Below are 17208 nucleotides of genomic sequence, written 5' to 3'. Positions count from 1 at the left end.
CGAATGGCTGCATCAACAGGCCGGACAGAAGACTGCACCCGACCAACGCGCCATAATGTCGAATTACCTCTTGCATCGCGGGAGCCATCCACAGAGGACATCTGGCAAGGGGATCGCTCGGGGGTGTGGCGCTCGCAGCCTGCTCGCTGGACGGCCAAGGCGATCGGCGCTACCTTCTAGAATGAAGATGCCAGGCAACCCTTGAGGGAGATGCGGCAATGACACTGCGCGGCGATGCCATGAAAGACGCCATTGGCCAGACGCGGGCGAAATGGGGATGGTTCGTCGCGCTTGGCGTGCTGCTGCTTATCTTCGGCGGCATCGCCTTCGGCAATCTGTTCATCGCAACCGTCGCCTCCGTCTTTGTCGTGGGCTGGCTGATGCTGATGGCCGGCGTTGTCGAGATCATCCATGCCTTCGGTGTGAAGACATGGGGCCGCTTCTTCTATTGGCTGCTCAGCGGCCTTCTCTACGCCGTCGCCGGCTTCTTTGCCTTCGGCAATCCGGTCCTCGCCTCGACGGTGCTGACCTTCCTCCTGGCGGTCGCGCTCCTTGCTTCAGGCGTGCTCAGGGCCTGGGTCGGCTACAGCCACCGGCCGCAGCCGGGCTGGGGCTGGGTCGTCGCGGCCGGCGTCATCAGCGCGCTGGCGGGACTGGTCATCGCAATGGGCTGGCCGGTCAACAGCGTGTGGGTGCTCGGCCTGTTCCTGGCCGTCGACCTGATTTTCCAGGGCTGGACCTTCATTGCCGTCGGCTTGGCGCTGAAGAAATAAATTCTGGTTTGAGCATGATCTTTTCCGAAAACCGGTTCCCACTTTTCGGGACCATGCTCTAAAAAGCTATGGCAGCGTCGAGCCCGGAAAGCGGCCTGACGCCGGCGAGCAGTGCCTTCGCCTCTGCCTCGTCGCGCTTCATCTGGGCGACCAGCGCGTCAAGCCCGTCGAACTTCACCTCCGAACGCAGGTAGCCGAAGAAGGACACGGCACAAATCTCGCCATAGAGGTCGCCGGAAAAGTCGAAGACGAAGGTCTCCAGCAGCGGCGCGCCATTGTCGTCGACCGTCGGCCGGCGGCCGAAGCTGGCGACGCCATCATGAAGCGAGCCGTCGGCGCGGCGGAAGCGGACAGCATAAATTCCTTCCTTCAGAGTAGCTTCCGGCGAAAGTCTCATGTTTGCAGTCGGAAAGCCGAGCGTCCGGCCGAGTTGCTGGCCGCCGATCACCTCGGCCTCGACGGTGAAGCGGTAGCCGAGCAGGCCGGCGGCCTCGACCACATTGCCTTCGCACAGCAGCGCGCGAATGCGGCTCGATGACACCACCTCGGCGCTTTCGTCGCGAAAGGCATCGACCAGCGTGACGCCGAAGCCGTGGCGCTCGCCGGCCGCCATCAGATAGGCCGGGCCGCCTTGGCGGTCCTTGCCGAAATGGAAATCGAAGCCGGTGACTGCGTGACTTATGCCGAGGTTGCGCTCCAGCACGCCGGTGACGAAAGCCTCCGCCGACAAGGAGGCGAACTCGCGTGTGAACGGCTGCTCGACCAGTGCCGCAAAACCCAGATGCGACAACAGCCGTGCTTTCATCGGCGGCGGCGTCAGCACGAACAGCGGCATGTCCGGCCTGAAAACTTTTCGCGGATGCGGCACGAAGGTCAGCACCAGGGCAGGTACGCCGCGACGCTCCGCTTCGGCGCGCGCGCGTTCGAGCACCGCCTGGTGGCCGCGGTGGACGCCGTCGAAATTGCCGATCGCCACCACGCCGCCGCGCAGATGGGCCGGCAGCGGCGCGGTTGCGGAAATGCGTTCGGACATTGCCGTCATGGCTTGAACCTATTGCAGTCTGGGAATGACCGCGACCGGCCTGTAGCCGTATTTTTCGAGAAAGGCCGCGAGCCTGGCCGGATCCGGCTGCAGCGCTTCACCGTAATCGCGGGCATGGATGCCGCCCGATACGTAAAGCACGTCGAAGCCATTGTCGGCCGCGCCCTTGATATCGGTCATCATGCCGTCGCCGATGGCCAGAACTTGCGAACGCTCGACCGGGCGGCCGAGAATGTCGGCGATCTCTTTCATGGCGACGTCATAGACCGGTGCGTAAGGTTTCCCGGCGATCAGCGTGCGCCCGCCAAGCTGTGCGTAGTCGCGGGCCAATGCCCCCGCGCACCAGATCATGCGCTCGCCGCGCTCGACCATGATGTCGGGATTGGCGCAGATGAAGGGCAGATTCCTTGCACGCAGCCGCCGCAGAAGATCGGCATAATCTTCCGGTTTCTCCACCTCGTCGTCGAATAGGCCGGTGCAGACCACACCGGACGCTTCGAACTCCTCGACGAGTTCGACGTCGAGACCGTCATAGAGTGTGAAATCCCGATCGGCACCGATATGGAAGATCTTTCGCGGCCCTTCGACGATCAGGTCGCGCGTTACGTCGCCGGAAGTGACGACACGATCGTAGGCGGCGGGAGGAACACCGATGGCGTTCATCTGCGTCACCACGTCGGCGCTGCGGCGCGGCGAATTGGTGATCAGCACGACAGGTATTTTCGCCGCGCGAGCAGCGATCAGCGCGGCAGCCGCCGCAGGGAAATGCCATTCGCCATTGTGCACCACGCCCCAGACATCGCACAGGATGGCTGAATAGGCTCCCGACAGATCTGCGAGCGAACCGATGATGTCGGGCGAATCCGCCATGCCGTTGTCCTGTATCGTGATGCTTGCAAGCGTCGCGGCCGACGGTCCGCCGCGACCGGTTCGGATTAACCGAAGCGTTTCACCCTGTCACCAGCTTTCGTTGCGTCAAGATTGTCGCTCGGTAGTGCCGGCGAGGTCGTGATGGCGAAAAGCTTTTCTTTTTCAGCGCCGTGTCCCCCTTTTAAGGAGCTTTGCCGCAGAGAACGCGTAGCAGCATTGCCGATGGCGGACGCATGGTTAACGAGGTTTGAAAACCCGTACCGATCTTGAACGATCTGGAAGCGTGACCCGTCTGTTCATGAATACCAGCACCGATATCGGCAAGACCACCTATTCCGGTGCCAACTACACGGCAACACTCGACGAGCAAATGAAAACGCTCTGCGCCAATGCAAAGAATTCGAACATTCTCGTGATGACGGTCGCGCTCGACCTGTCGACCACCGATACCGGCGACAAGAAGGCGATCGATGCGCTGAAGGCGTGTTCCTCGGATTCGCGCTTCCGCAAGGATCCGACCGACCCGAGCAAGCCGGCCAAGCTGTTCTGGAATGCGACCGGCGCGACGCTGTCCTACAATTTCAAGGAAATCGTCAACGAATTGTCGAACCTGCGCATCGTCGGCTGAAGGCGACGGGATCGGTAACTTAAGCAGAGGGGGCGCGCGAAGAATCGCTAACAGCGGCGCTGGCGCAAAGGCTCCTGCCCTCATGCTCTTGCGGGTGATGAAGGCCTGTGGTGACTGTCCTCACCGCCATCCGGAGATGCGCTCTTGCCCGAACCCGCCAACCATCTCGCCTTTGCGCTGGTCTGCCTCGGCATGGTGCTGACGCCTGGCCCGAACATGATCTATCTGATCTCGCGCTCGCTGTCGCAAGGGCCGAAGGCCGGGCTGATCTCTCTGGGTGGCGTGGCGCTCGGCTTTTTATTCTATGTGCTGTCGGCGGCGTTCGGCATCACCGCGCTGCTGCTCGCCGTGCCCTTCGCCTATGATGTGCTGCGCCTTGCCGGCGCGCTCTATTTGCTGTGGCTCGCCTGGCAAGCGGTGAAGCCCGGTGGGCGCTCGCCCTTCCTTATCCGCGAACTGCCGAGGGACAGGCCGCGCAAGCTGTTCGCCATGGGCCTGATGACCAACCTGCTCAACCCGAAGGTGGCCGTGCTCTATCTGTCGCTGCTGCCGCAGTTCATCAGCCCCGGCAAGGGCCACGTCCTGTCGCAGCTTCTGGTGCTCGGTGCCACCCAGGTGGCGATCAGCCTGACCGTCAACGCGATCATCGCGGTGACGGCCGGCTCCATCGCCGTCTTCCTCGCCGGGCGGCCGTTATGGCTGGTGATCCAGCGCTGGATGATGGGCACGGTGCTGACGGCGCTGGCCATCAAGATGGCAACTGACGCGCAACGCTGATCGGTCCTACATCGGCCGCCTGACCTGCTCGGCCCGCTCCGGTTCGACCACCCTGCGGTAGAGATGCCAAGTCGCGTGGCCAAGGACGGGCATGACGACGGCAAGCCCGGCAAACAGCGGGATCGAGCCGAGGACCAGGAGCACGGCGACCATCAGGCCCCACAGCGCCATCTGCAGCGGATTGGTCATAACTGCCCGCGCAGACGTCTCGACTGCAGAGACGGCGCCGACGTCGCGGTCGAGCAGCAGCGGAAAGGCGACGACAGTCGTCGCCAGCACGATCGCGGCGAAGACGAACCCAGCCGCGTTGCCGAGCAGGATCAGCGTCCAGCCCTTGCTGGTCGTCAGCACCTCGCGAATAAAGCCAACGATAGAGGCCGGAGGCTGATTGCCGTACAGGCTGGTGTAGATCGATTGCGCGGTAAACAGCCAGAGCAGGAACAGTACCAGCAGCATGATGCCGATGACCGCAATCGCGGGCAGCGCCGGCGAGTGGCGCACGTCGAGCGCATGCCACCAGGACGTATCCATGCCGGACTCGCGCCGGCGGCTGATTTCGTAAAGGCCAATTGCGGCGAACGGGCCGACCAAAGCAAAGCCGGACATCAGGGGGTAGATGAGCTGGATGGCGTTCGAGCCCGACGTCCACTCCGTCAGGATCAGGCCGACCACCGGATAGATCAGGCACAGGAACACATAATGCGACGGCTTGGCCCAGAAATCCTCTACGCCGAGACGGAGCGCATCGATCAGATCCGCGGTGCTGATGCGGCGCACCGTCGGCTGTACATGCGTTCCACGCGCATCCGCCATGACATGAAAGCCGGCCATAACCTTTCTCCCGTGTGTCGGGGCGGTCATCGCCAGGATGGCCGCCCGCAGCTGCCACTTCAAGAACGACCGTATGATAGCCGATCTCGGCGCGCTTGTCGCCACCGCCCGGCGCCGGGGCGCCGGGGCGGAACGAACAGGACGAGATTAGGTCGCGAAGCGATCGATCACCTCGGCCAGCGGAACGTGACCGAGGCAAGCGCCTGAGCCGGCGGGCTTTTCGCCAGCCTCGACAGCGAGCGCATATCGCACGGCCGGATCTGCTTCGATGCGGCAGCGCAGCGCCGCCAGCTTGGGATAGGCGGCCCCATCGACCGCCTGGTGGAACTCCGCCCAGCGCGCCACGCCGATCAGCGTGGTATCCGCCAGTGTCAGCCGATCGCCGACCAGAAAGTCAGTGTCGAGGATCATCGCCTCAAGCTGGTCATGGCGTTGGGTAACGACCTTGCGGCCAAAGTCACGCAAGGTCGCCAGCAGCACCGGTTCGGCCGATTCCATTTCAAGTGCGGCCCAGAGCGGACTGAAAGCAGCGGTGAAACCGGTGTTCACGAAAGCCATCAGCTGGTGCATCCGGTCGGCTTCCGGCGAGCGAGGCTCGAAGCTGATACGACGTTGGGTATCGCGGACTTCGAGCCACGCGGCAATCGCCATGGTCTCGGTGAGCACCCTGCCTTCGTCGGTGATCAACACCGGCGTTTCCTGACGGCCGTTGATGCTGGCATAGGCATCGTTCTTCATGTCGGCCAGCATGTCGACACGACACAGGCGATAGGGCTGTCCAACGCGTTCAAAGGCAGCGACGAGCCCCATCGAACTTCCCGCCGGGAAGCCATAAAGGAGAATAGGTTCCATTTTCTTTGTCTCTTCCATGATTTAGGGATCACGCTGCGCAGCGAAACTTGACCCTAAACACCGGGCGGCCCATGTAAATTACGCACTATTCTGTAACCAGGTTCCCGCCATGAAAGATGTCGTCTCACGCTGCCCGATCGAAGAGACCATGCGTGTGCTCAGCGGTCGCTGGCCCACCTTGCTGCTCTACTATCTCAAGGACGGCACCAAGCGGTTCAGCGACCTGAGGCGTGACAACCCGACAGTGTCGCACCGCATCCTGGCGCTCGAACTGCGCAAGCTGGAGGAAGCAGGGATCGTTCGGCGAACGGCGCGTTCGGGCTATCCGCTGCATGTGGACTACGACCTCACGGAGCCCGGTCTCAAGCTTGTGCCGCTCATCGACGCGCTTGGCGCCTGGTGGGAACATACCGAACAAGATCGGGCCGCCCCGGCGTCGTCGACCCCCAAAATCCGATCTCGGCAAGGCGGCCTAAGACGACAATCCGCAGATTGTGCGAGCGATATTCTCACTCGCCCGGCAAAAGCCATGATCACCGCTATGTCAGGCGGGCATGACCGCTGCGAAAATCGAAAATTATGAAGGCCGATCAAGCCTGAACAGGCGCGTACTGCTCAGGGCTGCCGGCCTTGGCGCACTGGCCGGGCTCGCTGCTTGCGTCACCGTGCTGCCCACCGGCGAAGGCACCGGGGTCTCTTCCGCGGCCACGGGCATTCTGGCCGGCATCCGTGCCTCGGCGGGTCTCGGGCCGCTTGTCCCCGATGCACAGCTCGAACGGGCGGCGCTGCAGCAGGCCGGCTACATGGCGCGCGGCGGCCGCATGAACCACACCACCGGCTGGGGCAAGGACTTTGCCTCGCGCGTCAAAAACAATGGCATTGCCGGCGCTGCCGCCGAAAACATCGCCGAAGGCCGCTTCGACCAGCAGAAGCTGTTCGACGTCTGGATGCATTCGGCGCCCCACCGCGGCAACATGCTCGACCCACGTTTTGCCCGCTTCGGCCTCGCCTATGTGCGCGATGGCCGCGACAGCACGCTCCGCTACTGGTGCCTTGTGCTCGGTAGATAAGCTTCCGCCATTTGGTCGGCGGAAGCCTGCCGGATGACCGACCCGTCAGTCTTTGCGGCCGCCGAGCAATTCCTCGATGTCCTGCGCGCAAACCGGTTTGCTGAAATGATAGCCCTGCATTTCGTCGCAATTGTTCCTGCGCAGGAAGGCTACCTGATCGTCTGTCTCAACGCCCTCGGCGATGACCCTCAGGTTGAGATTTTGACCCAATGAAATCACGGCGCTGGCAACAGCCTGGTCGTTCTCGTCGGCGGCCAGATCCGTGATGAAGGACTTATCGATCTTCAGCCGCGCCACTGGAAATGTCTTAAGCGCACTCAGGCTGGAATAGCCTGTGCCGAAATCATCGATCGAGATCTGGACGCCCAGGCTCTGCAGTGCGTTCATCGTCGCGACAGCCAGGTCGATGTCCTGCATGATGAGGCTTTCGGTCACCTCAAGTTCCAGGTATCTGGCCTCCAGGCTGCTGTCCTTCAGCGCGTTTATGACGCGATCGATCAGGTTCCGTTCCCTGAATTGCCGTGCTGAGACATTCACGCAAACGGTCATTGGCGGCAGGCCGGCATCTTGCCAGGCCTTGTTTTGCCGGCAGGCCTCATGCAGAACCCAGTCGCCGATCGGTACAATCAGACCTGTCTCCTCGGCGGTCGGGATGAACATCATCGGCATTATCGTGCCCAAGGTCGGATGGTTCCAGCGTATCAATGCCTCGACCGCAAAAACCCGACCTGACCGAAGGTCCACTTGCGGTTGGTAGAGCAGAGTGAATTCCGAACGCTCCAAGGCGTTTCGCAGCTCTTCCTGAAGCACGAATTTCTCATGCGCCCTGGTGTTGAACTCCGGAGTGTAAAATTGGAAATTGTCGCGACCGGACTCCTTGGCGCGATACATGGCCGCATCTGCGTTTGCCAGCAGCACATCGGGAGCCGCCCCATCCTTGGGATAGCTGGCAATGCCGATGCTGGCTGTCGCCCGCACAAGATGGCCTCCAAGCTGAACCGGCTCTGCGATCGCCGCTCGGATTTTTTGCAAGGTCTCGGAGACGAGATCGACATTCGTCGGCTGGTCGAACAGCACGATGACAAATTCGTCGCCGCCAAGCCGCACGACGGTATCGGTTGCCCTTACGCACTCGACCATGCGACTTGCGACGATCTTCAGGAGCTCGTCTCCGGCATTGTGGCCGAGCGTGTCATTGACGAATTTGAAATTGTCCAGATCGATGAACACCACCGTCACCCAGCGATCGTATCGCTGAGCGTACAAGACCGCCTGGGAAAGCCGATCCTCTAGCAAGGCGCGATTGGGAAGCCCGGTCAGCACGTCATGGTTGGCCATGAAGTGGATCCGGTCTTCAGCCTGTTTGCGTTCGATGGCAATTCCGGCGATGCGCGTCGTGAAGTCGATGAGGCGAGTCTCGGCCTCTGTCGGTTCGCGCACCGTCATCGAATACATCGCAAAGACGCCGAGCACGGCGCCCTGATGCGACAGGATCGGCGTCGACCAGCATGAACGCAAACCATGGCGCTGGGCGAGATCACGATAGTCGTCCCAAAGCGGGTCCTGCATGATGTCGGCGACAATGACCGGCTCGCGCCGATAGACCGCGGTTCCGCAAGACCCTGCCTTGGGGCCGACCACGGCGCCATCGACGGCGTTGGTGTAGTCTTTTGCCAGACTCGGCGCGGCGGCGTGGCGCAAGTGGCTGCCATCCTTGTCGAGTAGCAAGACCGAACCGGATATCCCCGCCAGCTGGGACTCGACCAGATGCATGAGCCGCTCGAGCACGTCTTCAAGTGGGGCGCTCTTTGCGATCATCTCCAGGATATGCGCCTGCCCGTCGCGAAGGATTTCGGCCTGCTTGCGCGCAGTGATGTCGCGGGCAATGCCGACGAGGCCGAAAATGTTGTTTTGAACGTTGCGCAACGGCAGCTTCGTCGACAGGAACCATTTGCCGGTGCCTGACGCATCGATGACGAACTCCTCCTCGTCGATCATCGGTTGTCCGTCGCGCATCAGTTTCTGCTCAATGAGACGAAATTTCTGCGCAAGATCCGGAGCATGAAGGTCGAAATCGGTCAGACCGATCATGTCGCTCGTCCTGTCCTGACCGCTGTCGGACGCAATGGCCCGGTTGGCGACGACGAAGCGGCTTTCGGTGTCCTTCACCCACATGTAGTCAGGTACCAGGTCGATCAGCGTCTGCAACGAGATGCGCTCGTCGATGATCAGGCGATTGGCGCTGAGTTCGCTGATGTCCTCATGCGTGGCCACCCAGCCCCCGTCAGGCATTGGCTGGTGGCAGACCTGAATTGTCCGGCCATCGGCGAGCTCGGCTGACCAGTTTCCCGAAGCCGCGCCTGAATTGACTGCCCGCGCCAAGGCCAGATAGGCGTCTGCGTTCGTCGGCGACGTCCCGACAGCAACGCGACGCTCGACAATTTCGCGCAGCGCCAGGCCCGGCTGCAATTGCTCCGGCGCAAGCCGATAGATTTCCGCATAGCGTCGGTTGCACAGGATCAGCCGTTCATCGGCGTCAAAAAAGCAGATGCCCTGCGAGATGTTCTCGATCGCGGTCTGGAACCGCAGTGCCTGGTCCTCGAGTGCTGCAATCGTGGCGCGCAGCTCGCGTTCGAGGGCTTCGTACGAGGCAGTCGCCAGTTTTGCCAGCGTCGTCAGATTGGCGGATTCGGGTGCTTCGGCGGGTTGCCTGGATGATTTCGTGGCCAAACACAGTTCCTCCCTGCTGATGTTTGAGGCAAGCAGAGAGGGCTCGCCTTCAACCCAAAAGCGACTGCATATTGGTCTGGATATACTAATGGTAGATGAACCGGTTCGACGCCGGCGCGAACGGCATGGACAGCTGAGGCTTAGAGCAGATTTCGCCTGCCGGAAGCGGCGCAGCGTACCTCTCGATCGTCATTCAGGCCGCCGCACATTCGCAGCCTAGTCCATATGCGCCGCGGGCGCCCCACCGGCGGCAGGACCGGCCTTTGGTTTGCGCAGCAGGAAAACGAACGGGACGGCGAGCAGCGTCATCATCATCAGCAGCTTGAAGTCATTGACGTAAGAGATCATCATCGCTTGGATATTGACCATGCCATCCATCAGGGAAAGCGCCGTCGGGTCGCCGCCCGCCGCTGCCGGCGACGCCCCCCAGAGGTTGGGATTGAACGGATTGATATAGGCCGAGAGTTCAGCGTGATTGATCTGCGTGTTGCGTACCAGCAAAACCGTCACCACCGATACGCCGATCGACGACCCAAGATTGCGCACCAGGCTGAATAACGCCGTGGCATCGGTGCGGAAGCGTGCGTCGAGCGTGGCGAAGGCCACGGTGGACAGCGGCACGAACACCATTCCCATTCCAAGGCCCTGGATGACGCCGGAGCTGAGGATAAGCCAGTTGTCCATCTGCGGCGAAAAGCTGGACATGGTGTAGAGCGATTGCGCGGTCAGCAGGAAGCCGATGACGACGAGGATTCTGGCATCGATCCTGTGCATGATCCGCCCGACGAACAGCATCGCAATCATCGTGCCGACACCGCGTGGCCCTAAGACGATGCCGATGGTGAGGGTCGGATAGCCGAAGATGGTCGACAGCATTGGTGGCAGCAGCGCCATGCTCGCCAAAATGAGCACGCCCATGACAAAGATGAACGCCAGCCCGGTCACGAAATTGCGATCGAGGAAGATCTTCGGGTCGATGAAGGGGTGCTCCGCCGTCAGGGTGTGAATGATGAATACCCAGAAGCCGGTGATGGAAAGACCAAGCTCGATCCATATCTCGATCGAGGAAAACCAGTCGACCTCGCCGCCGCGATCGAGCATCAGCTGCAGCGCGCCGACGCCAAGCGAGAGCATGGTGAAGCCGAAGAAATCGAAGCTGCGCACCCGCCGGGCAACACTGGGAAGATATGCGGCCATGCCGAGGAAAGCGATGATACCGACCGGCAGGTTGATGAAGAACACCCAGCGCCAGTTGAAATTCTCGGTCAGCCAGCCACCCAGCGTCGGGCCAAGGATCGGTCCCAGCATGATGCCGGCGCCCCAGATGGCCATGGCCTGGCCGTGGCGTTCCTTGGGATTGATGTCGAGCAGGAAGGTCTGCGACAGAGGCACGATGGCCGCGCCGAACACGCCTTGCATCAGCCGGAAGAAAACGATGGTCTCCAGGCTCCAGGCGATGCCGCACAGCATGGAGAAGACGGTGAAGCCGACCACCGCCGTCAGGAACAGCTCCTTGCGACCGAAGCGGTCGGCCAGCCAGCCGGTCACCGGCGTCATGATCGCGGCGGCAACGATGTAGGAGGTCAACACCCAGTTGATGTTGTCGGGGGAGGCGCCGAGATCGCCGGTCATGGTCGGCAGCGCGACGTTGGCGATCGTGGTGTCGAGCGCCTGCATAATCGTCGCCAGCATGAGCGCAACGGTGATCAGGCCGCGGTGCGGTAATTCGCGAAAGGGTTCTGGGCTGCTCATGATGTAAAACTTCCAGCAGGTAACAAAAACGTGTACATTAGGTTTCCGGGCGGCGAGGCCCTCGCTGTGGAGACCCTCATCGCGGTGGGACGCGGCCATCGATGTGGGGGTTACATCGACTGAGCGTCTCGACATACGGGCGCCTGCCGCCCGGAAACCTGAGGACCGAAGATCCTGCGCAGAGTTGTCTGGTTTAAGCAGGCCGCAGCGCAGCCCGTCTACGCATTCAACTCTTCCTGCGCTTCCCTCGGACCAATCCTGTCACCTGCATCCAGCTCGCTATGCGGCCGCTGTTCTAGTTGGCCTCTTTACTTGGCCTCGCCTGCGGTGGCGTGGCCGAAAATGCTCGGCAGCCCGCGGGAGACGCCGGTGTCCACCGTGACGGTCGCGCTCATGCCGGTGCGCAGCGCCATTTTGGCGTCGGCGTCGGTCAACTCCAGGCGAACCGGAATGCGCTGCGTGACCTTGACCCAGTTGCCGGTGGCGTTCTGCGCGGGCAGCAGCGAGAACTCGGCCCCGGTACCGGCGCCGATCGCCTTGACAATGGCTTCGAACGTCTTGCCCGGATAGGTGTCGACCACGATTTCGGCCTTCTGGCCCGGCTTCATGTTGGTGAGCTGGGTTTCCTTGAAATTGGCGTCGACCCAGGTGTCGCCGGTCTCGACCAGCGAGAACAGCGGCGTGCCCGAACCGACATACTGGCCGACCTTGAACGAAGCGGCCTGGCTGATGATGCCGCCGGCAGGCGCCTTGACCGTGGTCTGGACCAGATCGTAGGCCGCCTTGTCGCGTGCGGCGAGCGCCGCCATCACCGTCGGATGCTTGTCGGTCTCGATGTCGGGATTGCCGCCAAGTGCCGCCTTGGCACTGACGATCCCTTGCTGGGCCACGGCCAGCTGCTGCTTGGCCTTGTCGAGGTCGTTCTTGGCCTCATCCAGCGACGACTTGGCGTTGATGCCCTTGCGGGCAAGGTCGGCGGCGCGGTCATATTGCGACTGCGCGTACTGGACCTGGCTTTCGTCGGATCTCTCTTGCGACACAGCCTGGCTGTAAGCGGCACGCAGCTGCTCGACATTGAGGCGCGCGCCGGCCACCGCCGCGTCGGCCTGGGCCAGTGCGATCCGATAAGGTTCGGGGTCGATGGCGAACAGCTCGTCGCCCTGCTTGACCAGCTGGTTGTCGGCAATGTCGACCCGAACGATGCGGCCTGCCGTGTCCGAAGCGATCGACACCTTGGCCTGCTCGAGATTGGCGTTCTCGGTCTCCTGATAGCGGCCGCCGGTCACCCAGACATAGCTGCCGCCGGCGATCAACGCCGCGGGCAGCGCGACCATCAAAAGGAAACGGCCGGCGCGGCGCTTCTTCTTTGGTGCCACCGGTGCGGGCTGCACCTGCGGGGCAATGGTTACCGGCGCCGGCTGCGCGGGAGCTTCCATCTCCAGCTTGGTCGCATCTTGGTTTATCTTGGCTACCGCGTTCATGCTGCTGCGCCTTCTGTATTCTTCACTTTTTCCAAGGACGACGTCTCGCCGTCCGCTAGATTCTGCACGATCGTATCCAGCGCCCTGACCAGGACACGGCGATCTTCCGGCGAAACACCGACAAGCGATTCCTCATAGACTTCGCCGGCGAGACTCTTGACGTGGGCATAGGCCGCGCTCGCCTTGGCGGTCGGGAAGATCATGCGGACGCGCCGGTCGGTTGCGTCGGAACGGCGCTCGATCCAGCCGCCCTCCTCCATGCGATCGACAAGGCGCGAAACGCTGATCGGCTCGATTTCGAGCAGTTCGGCGAGCCGCGCTTGCGCGACACCCTCTTCCTTGGCGACGCGGACCAGAAGCCGCCATTGCGCCGAGGAAAGGCCGAAGCCGCTGGCGCGCGCCTCGAAGCGCTTGCGCATCAGGCGCTGCACGTCGTGAATCAAGAAGCCCAATCTGTCGATGCCGTCGGAAACCATGAGCGACATATATAATGAGCGTGCTTATGATTCAAGAAGCCGCTTTGGACCAGACGCCGGCAAACGTGCATGGCAGCCATGCAATGAGCTTATGGTTAGCAATTTGTTACGCCAGGTCCCTGGTGATGAGGATGGCGGGAAATCGGCGTTGCTTAGGCCATCGATCTCATCCAGGCAAAAAAGGCTTCGATATGCGCTTGTCGAGGGTGGTTGGCTACGCAGGCAAGATAAAAGCCGTAGCCTGGGAGAGAGAGATCATGTGCCTTGACCAGCCTGCCAGCTTCGAGTTCGCCACTGACGACCACGTCGCTGCAGATAGCGATGCCTTGGCCTGCCGCGACCGCGTCGATCGCATGCAGCTCTTCGCGGAAGCTTAAGTCCCATGCCTCGTTGGCATCGGGGATGCCGGGATCGACCGAGCGCGCGATCGCCAGCCATCGCTGCCAGGTCGGCGCTTCGGGGTCGCGGTTCGTCCAATCGAAATGGATGAGCGGGTATTGCAGCAGATCGGCGGCGCGCTCGATCTGTCGGTCGCCTCCTGCCAACAGCTCCGGGCTGCATACCGGAAAAAATGCGTCCCGAAAAATTTCCTGGGCGGGAACGTCCCGCGGCATCCTGCGCGCATAGCGGATCGCGACATCGGCGTCACCGGCTCGCAGGTCCAGAACGGCGTCTGTCCCGATAATCTCCAATGGAATGTTCGGATGCTTTTCCCGCCACTTCGACAGGCGCGGAACCAGCCATCGGCTGGCAAATGCATTTGGGCTCGTCACGCGCAGCGGGCGTTGGCCAACACCGGCCGAAGCTGATGCAATTGCCGCGGCGAAAGCGTCGAAGCCGCTACAAACGACCGGGAATAGCCGTTCGCCCACGCCCGTGAGCACGAGCGGCCGTGGGCGCCGCCGGAAAAGCAGTTGCCCACAGACCTCCTCCAGCAATCGAATCTGGTGGCTGATGGCCGTGGGTGTCACTCCGAGTTCCGTCGCGGCCTTTCTGAAGCTCATCAGCCTGGCAGCGGCTTCGAACGCACGAAGCGACCCGAGCGGCGGAAGTTTTCTCATCCAGGCAGTTTAGATGAATTTAGCTCATCCAGCGACTGAGATATTCGATTTTGCAGCGAATGACGGTGCATGAGATCATCATGGTAGACACATGACAATGAACGAAAGCTGCTTGTCCAACCGTGCCGGATCACGAAGGGTATCCCTCGATGAGCATGTTCAAGCTTATAGACGGTTCCGAGCCGGCGTTGCAGGCGTCAGATATCGCGCGGCTCAGGCAGGCAATTCGCGGCGATCTGATCCTTCCGGACGACCCTGGCTATGACCAGGCACGCAGAGTTTGGAATGGAATGGTCGATAAGAGGCCGGCGGCGGTCTTCTATTGCGCGGAATCCAGCGATGTCGTCACGGCCGTCAACTTTGCCCGATCGCAAGGCTTCCTTGTCGCCGTCCGCGGCGGTGGCCATAACGTCGCCGGCAGCTCGGTATGCGGCGGCGGCGTGGTGATCGATGTGTCACGCATGAAGCGGATCGAAGTCGACCCGGTCCGCCGTGTTGCGCGCGCAGAGGCCGGCTTGAACCTGGGCGAGTTCGACGCAGCCACACAGGCCCATGGTCTAGCGACGACCATGGGTGTCAACGCGGATACCGGCATAGCCGGACTGACACTCGGCGGCGGGTTCGGCAAACTTGGCCGCAAACATGGACTGAGCTGCGATAATCTTGTCGCCATCGAAATCGTGACGGCGGACGGCCGGTTACTCAAGGCAAGCGCGGCCGAAAATACGGATCTGTTCTGGGGCATTCGGGGTGGCGGCGGCAATTTCGGGGTCGTCACGAGCTTCGAATATACGCTTCATCCCGTGGGTCCGCTGCTCATCGCGGGGTCGGTGCTATACCGCTACGACGAGGGACGTAAAGCGATGCGGTTCTACCGTGCGTACTCGAGCAGCGCCCCGGATGAGCTGAGCCTGGATGCAGCACTTGTGACGGCGCCCTCGGGCGAACGCTTCTTCAGCATCTCGGCGTGTTACATCGGCCCACTCGACGAGGGCGAGCAAATCGTCCAGCCATTGAGAGAGTATGGCACGCCGGTTGAGCGCCGGATTGCTCCTGTGCAGTATCTTCAAATCCAATCGGCGGGGGACAGCCTCTTTCCGCGCGGGCGGCGCTACTACTGGAAGGCGCAGTTCATGCGCGAAATTACAGACCAGGCGATCGATACGATGCTTGCGGCTTACATGACTGCACCCCGCGAATCGCTTCTGGTCCTGCAGCAGGTTGGCGGCGCCATCTCGCGAGTACCGATGGACGAAACGCCCTATGCCAACAGGGATGCGCTTTATGATTGCTTCCCGATATCGATCTGGGACAATCCGGCTGATGACGAAACGCACATCCGATGGGCGCGCGACCTGTGGGATGCGATGAGACCTTTCTCGACCGGCGGCGTCTACGCCAATAATCTCGGCGAGGAAGGCACGGACCGGGTTCTGGCAGCTTACGGCGAAAACTACCCGAGGTTGGCCGCACTAAAAAACAAATATGATCCCACCAATTTCTTCCGCTTGAACCAGAACATCAGGCCAACCACCTAAGCGATTTCCGCCGCGGCCGGCGCAGGCCGATGCTCGAAATGCTGCGGCGCTGCTACAGCTCCAGGTTCCAGTTCTGGCCGACCAGATCCTTGCCGAAGGAATGGTGGCGCTCCTCGTCGGCCAGCTTGAACCCGGCCGCCTCATAGATGCGGCGCGCTGAGGTGAGCACGTCGTTGGTCCACAGCGTCAGTGTCCTGTAACCCTTGGCGCGGCAAAAGCCGACACATTCCTCGACCAACCGCTTGCCGATGCCGAGCCCGCGCGCCGAAGGCTCGACATAGAGCAGGCGCAACTTCGCCACCTCGTCCGACTGGTGCACGACGAACACCGAGCCGACGACCTCGCCTTCCCGCTCGACGATCCAGCTGCGTTCCCATTTCGGATCGAAGGATTTGACGAATGCGCCGAGGATTTCGGCGACCAGCGCCTCATAGCTCTCGTCCCAGCCATATTCCTGCGCGTAGAGCAGGCCCTGCCGATGGATGATCCAGCCGATGTCGCCGACCTGCAGAGGCCGCAGCATATAGGGAATTTTGGGCTCGGCGCTTCCGCCCAGCAGGCGCTGCACCGTCTGCATGGCCTTGACCAGCCTGTCCTGTTCGGGGACCGAAAGCCGGTCGAGCAAAGCTGTGACCTGATCGTGCGAGCCCTGGTTCAGCGGCGCGAAGGCCTGCTGCCCGGCCTGGGTCAGCGCGATCGACGAGCGCCGCGCATCTGCCTCGATCGTGGCGCGCTCGACCAGATCACGCCCCTCGAACTTCTTCAGCAGCCGGCTGAGATAACCGGCATCGAGGCCGAGATCGCGCGCAAGATCGGTGGCGGTCAGGCCATCGCGATGCGCCAGTTCATAGAGCACCCGCGCTTCGGTCAGCGAGAAGGTGCTTTTCAGCAGCCCTTCGTCGAGCAACCCGATCTGGCGGGTATAGAAGCGGTTGAAGGCCCGCACCGCGTCGATCCGCTCCTTGCCTGGGTGATGATGAATCGTCATGGCATCCTCCTGCCGGCAAGATCAGCCATTTAGTTGACTTAGTCAAGTATATGTTTGAAGCAATTGTCCTGGTGATGCTCACTGGGCGCCTTGACTCGCGTGAGCCACCAGCCTATTTCAGCGCCACGTTAGCACTCCCCCAAGATGAGTGCTAACTACATGTCCGGCGCCGCCGGACGGAGGAACTGTTCTCACCATTCTCATCGAGGAATAAAAAATGGCAAAGTCGAAGTTCCGCCCGCTTCATGACCGCGTGGTCGTACGCCGGGTTGAATCCGAATCCAAGACCGCGGGCGGGATCATCATCCCCGATACGGCTAAGGAAAAGCCGCAGGAAGG

At 61.8% G+C, this 17208-nt stretch carries 14 protein-coding genes and 3 pseudogenes; 7 read left to right on the top strand and 10 right to left on the bottom strand.

What is annotated here, in order from left to right; translation table 11 throughout:
• The first annotated feature begins 218 nt into the window (after positions 1-218).
• Positions 219-773 (top strand): HdeD family acid-resistance protein, encoded by a 555-nt coding sequence (locus tag NKJ08_RS35215; protein ID WP_352778780.1) that lies wholly within the window; start codon positions 219-221, stop codon positions 771-773.
• A gap of 58 nt (positions 774-831) precedes the next feature.
• Here NKJ08_RS35215 and NKJ08_RS35210 read toward each other — a convergent pair whose 3' ends face one another.
• Positions 832-1815 carry a bifunctional riboflavin kinase/FAD synthetase gene (locus NKJ08_RS35210; protein ID WP_352778782.1) on the bottom strand — a complete coding sequence of 328 codons (984 nt, stop codon included), beginning with the start codon at positions 1813-1815 and terminating at the stop codon, positions 832-834.
• A 9-nt stretch (positions 1816-1824) separates the two neighbouring features.
• On the bottom strand, positions 1825-2685 hold the full coding sequence (locus NKJ08_RS35205) for a TIGR01459 family HAD-type hydrolase (RefSeq protein ID WP_352532051.1): 861 nt from the start codon (positions 2683-2685) through the stop codon (positions 1825-1827).
• Positions 2686-2965: 280 nt separating this feature from the next.
• Between NKJ08_RS35205 and NKJ08_RS35200 the strand changes: the two are divergent.
• Positions 2966-3313: pseudogene (locus tag NKJ08_RS35200) on the top strand (hypothetical protein); the annotation flags it as partial.
• Positions 3314-3457: 144 nt separating this feature from the next.
• The gene (locus NKJ08_RS35195; RefSeq protein WP_352532049.1) at positions 3458-4090 is read left to right on the top strand and encodes a LysE family translocator; all 633 of its coding nucleotides are present in this window, start codon (positions 3458-3460) and stop codon (positions 4088-4090) included.
• A 6-nt stretch (positions 4091-4096) separates the two neighbouring features.
• On the opposite strand, the gene NKJ08_RS35190 is transcribed toward NKJ08_RS35195, so the two are convergent.
• Both NKJ08_RS35190 and NKJ08_RS35185 read right to left on the bottom strand, forming a co-directional pair.
• Positions 4097-4921: a DUF2189 domain-containing protein gene (locus NKJ08_RS35190; protein ID WP_352532047.1), complete on the bottom strand. Its 825-nt coding sequence runs from the start codon at positions 4919-4921 to the stop codon at positions 4097-4099.
• Between the two features lie 147 nt (positions 4922-5068).
• Positions 5069-5773, bottom strand: coding sequence for a glutathione S-transferase family protein (locus NKJ08_RS35185; protein ID WP_352532045.1), 705 nt, complete (start codon positions 5771-5773; stop codon positions 5069-5071).
• Positions 5774-5882: 109 nt separating this feature from the next.
• On the opposite strand from NKJ08_RS35185, the pseudogene NKJ08_RS35180 reads away from it, so the two are divergent.
• Positions 5883-6203: pseudogene (locus NKJ08_RS35180) on the top strand (winged helix-turn-helix transcriptional regulator); the annotation flags it as partial.
• A 124-nt stretch (positions 6204-6327) separates the two neighbouring features.
• Complete coding sequence (locus NKJ08_RS35175; RefSeq protein ID WP_352532043.1) at positions 6328-6843, top strand: CAP domain-containing protein; 516 nt, start codon at positions 6328-6330, stop codon at positions 6841-6843.
• Positions 6844-6888: 45 nt separating this feature from the next.
• On the opposite strand, the gene NKJ08_RS35170 is transcribed toward NKJ08_RS35175, so the two are convergent.
• From NKJ08_RS35170 to NKJ08_RS35150, 5 genes are all read right to left on the bottom strand, one after another.
• Entirely contained in the window at positions 6889-9573 is a 2685-nt protein-coding gene (locus tag NKJ08_RS35170) for an EAL domain-containing protein (protein ID WP_352532042.1), read from the bottom strand.
• A gap of 216 nt (positions 9574-9789) precedes the next feature.
• A complete protein-coding gene (locus NKJ08_RS35165; RefSeq protein WP_352532040.1) occupies positions 9790-11325 on the bottom strand; it encodes a DHA2 family efflux MFS transporter permease subunit in 1536 nt (511 codons plus the stop codon).
• Between the two features lie 308 nt (positions 11326-11633).
• A complete protein-coding gene (locus tag NKJ08_RS35160) occupies positions 11634-12806 on the bottom strand; it encodes an HlyD family secretion protein (protein ID WP_352532038.1) in 1173 nt (390 codons plus the stop codon).
• A complete protein-coding gene (locus NKJ08_RS35155; protein WP_352532059.1) occupies positions 12803-13282 on the bottom strand; it encodes a MarR family winged helix-turn-helix transcriptional regulator in 480 nt (159 codons plus the stop codon). Before NKJ08_RS35155 ends, NKJ08_RS35160 begins: the two co-directional genes overlap by 4 nt.
• A 152-nt stretch (positions 13283-13434) precedes the next feature.
• Positions 13435-14343, bottom strand: a complete 909-nt coding sequence (locus NKJ08_RS35150) for a LysR substrate-binding domain-containing protein (RefSeq protein WP_502896129.1) — start codon at positions 14341-14343, stop codon at positions 13435-13437.
• A 122-nt stretch (positions 14344-14465) separates the two neighbouring features.
• Between NKJ08_RS35150 and NKJ08_RS35140 the strand changes: the two genes are divergently transcribed.
• The gene (locus tag NKJ08_RS35140; protein ID WP_352785766.1) at positions 14466-15881 is read left to right on the top strand and encodes an FAD-binding oxidoreductase; all 1416 of its coding nucleotides are present in this window, start codon (positions 14466-14468) and stop codon (positions 15879-15881) included.
• 52 nt (positions 15882-15933) lie between these two features.
• Here NKJ08_RS35140 and NKJ08_RS35135 read toward each other — a convergent pair whose 3' ends face one another.
• Positions 15934-16869 (bottom strand): bifunctional helix-turn-helix transcriptional regulator/GNAT family N-acetyltransferase, encoded by a 936-nt coding sequence (locus tag NKJ08_RS35135; RefSeq protein ID WP_352532034.1) that lies wholly within the window; start codon positions 16867-16869, stop codon positions 15934-15936.
• A 217-nt stretch (positions 16870-17086) separates the two neighbouring features.
• Between NKJ08_RS35135 and NKJ08_RS35130 the strand changes: the two are divergent.
• Positions 17087-17208 (top strand): annotated as a pseudogene (locus NKJ08_RS35130) (co-chaperone GroES); the annotation flags it as partial.

The organism is Mesorhizobium sp. M0244 (assembly GCF_040321795.1).
Taxonomy (GTDB): Bacteria; Pseudomonadota; Alphaproteobacteria; order Rhizobiales; family Rhizobiaceae; genus Mesorhizobium.
The sequence above is the reverse complement of the archived record's forward strand: the minus strand, read 5'-3'. Positions and strand labels throughout refer to the sequence as shown.

Bases quoted from the DNA above. Each gene is read 5' to 3' on its own strand.
- NKJ08_RS35215 (WP_352778780.1), top strand. From the start codon at position 219: ATGACACTGCGCGGCGATGCCATGAAAGACGCCATTGGCCAGACGCGG.
- NKJ08_RS35210 (WP_352778782.1), bottom strand. From the start codon at position 1,815: ATGACGGCAATGTCCGAACGCATTTCCGCAACCGCGCCGCTGCCGGCC.
- NKJ08_RS35205 (WP_352532051.1), bottom strand. From the start codon at position 2,685: ATGGCGGATTCGCCCGACATCATCGGTTCGCTCGCAGATCTGTCGGGA.
- NKJ08_RS35190 (WP_352532047.1), bottom strand. From the start codon at position 4,921: ATGGCCGGCTTTCATGTCATGGCGGATGCGCGTGGAACGCATGTACAG.
- NKJ08_RS35185 (WP_352532045.1), bottom strand. From the start codon at position 5,773: ATGGAACCTATTCTCCTTTATGGCTTCCCGGCGGGAAGTTCGATGGGG.
- NKJ08_RS35175 (WP_352532043.1), top strand. From the start codon at position 6,328: ATGACCGCTGCGAAAATCGAAAATTATGAAGGCCGATCAAGCCTGAAC.
- NKJ08_RS35165 (WP_352532040.1), bottom strand. From the start codon at position 11,325: ATGAGCAGCCCAGAACCCTTTCGCGAATTACCGCACCGCGGCCTGATC.
- NKJ08_RS35160 (WP_352532038.1), bottom strand. From the start codon at position 12,806: ATGAACGCGGTAGCCAAGATAAACCAAGATGCGACCAAGCTGGAGATG.
- NKJ08_RS35155 (WP_352532059.1), bottom strand. From the start codon at position 13,282: ATGGTTTCCGACGGCATCGACAGATTGGGCTTCTTGATTCACGACGTG.
- NKJ08_RS35150 (WP_502896129.1), bottom strand. From the start codon at position 14,343: ATGAGAAAACTTCCGCCGCTCGGGTCGCTTCGTGCGTTCGAAGCCGCT.
- NKJ08_RS35135 (WP_352532034.1), bottom strand. From the start codon at position 16,869: ATGACGATTCATCATCACCCAGGCAAGGAGCGGATCGACGCGGTGCGG.